The sequence below is a fragment of the Pseudonocardia pini genome, from assembly GCF_013870575.1.
Taxonomy (GTDB): domain Bacteria; phylum Actinomycetota; class Actinomycetes; order Mycobacteriales; family Pseudonocardiaceae; genus Pseudonocardia; species Pseudonocardia pini.
In genome coordinates this window covers 1-4,439 of the sequence record NZ_JACBXB010000460.1, presented here as the reverse complement: position 1 = coordinate 4,439, position 4,439 = coordinate 1, and the positions used below count along the sequence as shown (strand labels likewise).

Genomic DNA, 4,439 nt, shown 5'->3' with positions numbered 1-4,439 from the left:
GGATCTTCGAACGGTTCCAGTCGATGCCGATCCACCCGCTCCGCCGCGGCCGTCCACGGATCCGGCGCGGCGCCCGGGAGGCGGGTCCGCGGGGTCGCAGGCTCGTCGAGGGTGAGCAGCGCACCGGTGGTCGTGGAACCGTCCCGTAGGACCTGGACCTGCGCGTTCACCTGTGCGGCCAGCTGCAGGACCGCCCCCTCGCGCGGCAGCTCCCGCACCTCCGCCCACAGGTCGCGGTGGTCGAGGTCGAGGGCGGCCGCGGCGGCGTCGGTGATCAGCACGTCCTCGCCGACGATCACGACCGGGCCGGGCCCGCGGCGGCGGGCGACCAGGAACGCGTCGAGCAGCATCCGCTCCCGCTCGCCCGCCGCCTGCCGGAGGGCCGCCTGGATCTCGTCGATGAGGGTCCGCACGACGACGGCGAGCAGGGGGTTCGTGTGCTCGGCGCGGCAGGTCACGTTCACCGCCCCGACGGTCCGGCGGGTCACCGGGTGCCGGATCGGCGCGGCCACGCAGGTGACGTGGTGGAACCGCTGCACGAAGTGCTCCGCGCCGCGGACCACCGCGATCCGCCCGGTCTCCAGCGCCGTGCCCAGGCCGTTGGTGCCGATGTACTCCTCGTCGAAGCAGAAGCCCTGGCTGACCGAGAGGTCGTCGAGCGTGGTGCGCAGGCCGGGTTCGGAGACCCACCGCCACAGCACGCTGCCGCGCTCGTCGCTCAACGCCAGGCACGAGCCGTCGCCGGTCAGCAGCTCGGCCATCCGGGACAGGATCGGCACGGCGATCCGGGCGAGCCGGGTGTCCGGGTCGGCGTCGGTGAACGGGACGTCGACGTGCTCGGGGTCCACGCCGTTCCACCGCGAGCGCCGCCACGAGGAGAGCAGCTCGGCGGGGACGTCCGCTGGCTCGTCGCCGGACTGGAACCGCTCCCAGGTACTCGCCGTCATCGCCACCTCGCAGACCGCGCCGTCCGCCACCCATCGTGGGCCGCGGACGGCACAGCGGCCACTCACCTTTGGTTCAGCCCTTCTCGGCGAGCTCCTTCTCGTAGCGCTTCGTCATGTGGTCGACGGCGTCGAGCTGGGACCGCGCGTGCCCCTCGCGGGTGGCCGAGGCCCGGTCCTTGGCCGCGAGCGTGCCCGCCGCCTGCCCCTGGAACTCCGGCATCACGTGCTGGGCGATCAGCTCCCAGGACTTCCTCGTGGCCTCCGGGCTCGCCCACTCGTGGCCGAGCAGGAGCATCGCGCCGAACCCGCCCGACTGGTCCCACAGCTTCTGGACCTGCGCCTTCGCGTCCTCGACGGTGCCGATCGCGCCGATCCCCGCCTCGTTGACGAAGTCGATCATCTCCCGCAGGTCGCCGCCCTCGACGGCCATCTGCGGGAACGCGGCGACCTTCTGGAAGTACTGGAACCAGTGCTCGATGCCGTACTCGACCTCCTCGTAGGCCTGTTCCCGGGTCTCCGCGACGTGCATGAGACCGACGAGGCGCCACTTCGACCGGTCCGGCGCGGGCTGCCCGTAGTGCGCGGCCCGCTCCTCCACGACGCTCCAGTGGTGGGCCAGCGCATCGAACCCGTCCTGGGTCAGGGTGGCGCCGATGGACAGCAGCCCGATGCCGTGCTGCCCGGCCATCCGCGGTCCGGTGGGGCTCGCCACGGCCGCCACGGCGACGTCGAACAAGGGGTCCGAGTAGGGGGCGAGCTGCAGCTGGGCGTCGACCAGCTCGTGCGTGCGGGTGCTCCGGGTGACGGACTCGCCGCGCAGCAGCCGCATGATGATGTCGAGGTTCACCTCGAGCAGCTCGCGGGTGTCGGTGGGGTTCAGCCCGATCATCGACGAGTCCGTGGGCAGCGAACCGGGGCCGCAGCCGAGCATGGTCCGGCCCCGGGTGAGGTGGTCCAGCAGCACCATCCGGTCCGCCACCCACAGCGGGTTGTGGTAGGCGATCGAGGTCACACCCGTGCCCAGCCTGATGTGCCGGGTGCGCTCGGCCGCGGCCGCGATGAAGATCTCCGGGGACGCGATGATCTCGCTGCCCGCGGAGTGGTGCTCGCCGATCCAGGCCTCGTCGTAGCCGAGCCGGTCCAGGTGCTCGACGAGGTCGAGGTCGCGCTGCAGCGCGAGGGTCGGGTTCTGGCCCGGCGCGTGGAACGGGGCGAGGAAGGTCCCGAAGCGCAGTCTGCTCACGATGGCTCCTGATCGTCGGTGATCCCGCCGCGAGGAGGCGGCGGCCACGTCCCGAGCATGACGCGCGTCACTCACCCGGGAGTGTGCGGAATCTGGACACCTGTTGCGCCGGGGCGGGCCGGTTCGTTCTCCGGGTATGACCCGATGGTTCCGTGAGGGCGGCTGGTACCTCGTCCTCGACGTCGTGACGCTCGGGATCGGCTCGCCGATCCCGTTCGCGCACGCCGCCGTCCGCCTCAGGCGGCCGCTGTACTTCCTCTGGCCGCTGCTCTACGCCGCCGCCGTCGTCGCGCTGCTGGTGGCCGTCGAGCCCGCCGAGACGCGCACGGACAACACCGTCGGCGGGCTGATCATCGGCGTGATGGTGGTGGCCTTCTGTCACCTGCTCTGGGTGCGCAGGCAGGTGTGGCCCGCTGTTCCGGAGACACCCGTCGATCCCGCGATGGCCGATGCGCTGGCCGCCCGGGAGAAGCGCGCGGAGTCCCGCCGGATCGTCGTCGAGGACCCGGCTCTGGCCCGTGACCTGCAGATCGGCCGTCCGGACCTGTCCCCCACCTACGACGACGGCGGCCTGGTCGACCTCGCCTCCGCGCCCGCCGCGGTGATCGCGCAGGTCTGCGGGATCGAGCAGGCGATGGCGGAGCGGATCGTGGAGACCCGGCAGGCGCGGCCCTACGACACCCTCGACGACGTCTTCACCTGGGCCGACCTCCCCTTCGCGCTGTGGGAACGGGTGCGGGAGCGCGGCGTCGTCGTCCGCTGAGCTCGGCGCGCGGTCTCTCGACGGTGGAGATACCGTCGAGGACATGACTCCGGTGCGCGTGGTCGGCGGCGGTCCCGGCGGGATGCTGCTGGCCTACCTGCTCGCCCGCGCCGGCGTCCCGGTGACCCTGCTCGAGGGGCACCGGGACTTCGACCGGCGCTTCCGCGGGGACTCGCTGCACCCCTGGACCCTGGAGCTGCTCGCGGAGCTGGGGCTGGCCGAGGACCTACTGCGGCTCCCGCACTTCCCCGCGCGGTACTTCCGCTTCCACACCCCCGCCGGCACGTTGACCCCCACGGACTACGGGGCGCTGAGGAGCCCGTTCCCGTACGTCGCGTTGATGCCGCAGGCCCGGTTCCTGGACTTCCTGGCCGCTCGCGCCCAGGAGCTCCCGACCTTCGAGCTGCGGCTGGGCGCGCGGGTGACCGGCCTCCTGGAGTCCGACGGCGTCGTGACCGGTGTGCGGGTGGGCGAGGAGGAGCTGCCCGCGAGCCTCGTCGTGGGGGCGGACGGGCGGTTCTCCAAGATCCGTTCGCTGGCCGGGCTCCCGGCGAAGTCCCTGGGCGCCCAGACGGACGTGCTGTGGTTCGCCCTGCCGCGGAGCCCGACGGATCCCCCGGAGGCCGACGTCGACCTCTACTTCGGCGCGGACCGGTACGTCGGGCTGCTGGGCGGGCCGGAGGAGTGGCAGGTCGGGTACTCGCTACCCAAGGGCGGGTACGCGGCGGTGCGGGAGGCGGGCGTCGAGCCGATCCGGGAGTTCGTGCGCTCGCGGATCCCGTGGCTCGCGGACCGGATCGACCTGCTCACCGACATGCGGCAGACGACGCTGCTGTCGGTGGACATCGCACGGGTGGAGCGCTGGCACCGGCCGGGCCTGCTGCTGATCGGCGACGCCGCGCACGTGATCTCCCCGGTCGGCGGCAACGGGATCCTGATGGCCCTGCAGGACGCCGTCGCCGCGGCGAACCGGCTGGTCCCGGCGTTGCGCGCGGGTGGGGTCCACGAGACCGACCTGATGGCCGTGCAGCAGGACCGCGAGGCGGCGATCCAGGAGGTGCAGGCCGCCCAGGTCCGCACCGAGCTGCGGGTGCTGAAGGCGCGCGAGCGGGACCGGACGATCGCCCCGCCGTGGTTCCTGCGCTGGATCTTCGCGGTCCCCGGCGTCCGCGCCCGCTCCGCGCGGAGGAACGCCTACGGCCCGAACCCACCCCACCTCTCCGCCGAGATGAACCAGGGTGCTGTGGCGAGCATGATCGAACGACACTGAGGTTCCTCTCGGCCTAGGGTCGTGCGGTGCTGAACGGAGCAGAGCCCCTCGCCCTCGTGGTCCGGTCGGGGGTCGTGGAGTCCGTGCACCTCGGGCACCTCGCCGTGACCGACGGGCCCGGGCTCGGCGACCCCGGCGCCGTCGTCCTCCCGCGGTCGTCGCTCAAGCCCGTGCAGGCGGCCGCGATGCTGCACGCCGGCCTCGACCTCGACGGCG

General features: G+C 72.9%; 5 protein-coding genes. 3 read left to right on the top strand and 2 right to left on the bottom strand.

Annotated features, from left to right (window positions below):
• The coding region (locus H5J29_RS22275; protein ID WP_181782989.1) for a sigma-54-dependent transcriptional regulator family protein at positions 1-947 on the bottom strand (947 nt) is incomplete at its 3' end.
• A 73-nt stretch (positions 948-1,020) separates the two neighbouring features.
• Entirely contained in the window at positions 1,021-2,190 is a 1,170-nt protein-coding gene (locus H5J29_RS22270; RefSeq protein ID WP_181782988.1) for an LLM class flavin-dependent oxidoreductase, read from the bottom strand.
• Between the two features lie 136 nt (positions 2,191-2,326).
• On the opposite strand from H5J29_RS22270, the gene H5J29_RS22265 reads away from it, so the two are divergent.
• From H5J29_RS22265 to H5J29_RS22255, 3 genes are all read left to right on the top strand, one after another.
• Positions 2,327-2,953: a ComEA family DNA-binding protein gene (locus H5J29_RS22265; RefSeq protein WP_181782987.1), complete on the top strand. Its 627-nt coding sequence runs from the start codon at positions 2,327-2,329 to the stop codon at positions 2,951-2,953.
• Between the two features lie 43 nt (positions 2,954-2,996).
• Positions 2,997-4,223: an FAD-dependent oxidoreductase gene (locus H5J29_RS22260; protein ID WP_181782986.1), complete on the top strand. Its 1,227-nt coding sequence runs from the start codon at positions 2,997-2,999 to the stop codon at positions 4,221-4,223.
• A 26-nt stretch (positions 4,224-4,249) separates the two neighbouring features.
• Positions 4,250-4,439 (top strand): asparaginase (locus tag H5J29_RS22255; RefSeq protein ID WP_181782985.1); only part of this gene is annotated, 190 nt, incomplete at its 3' end.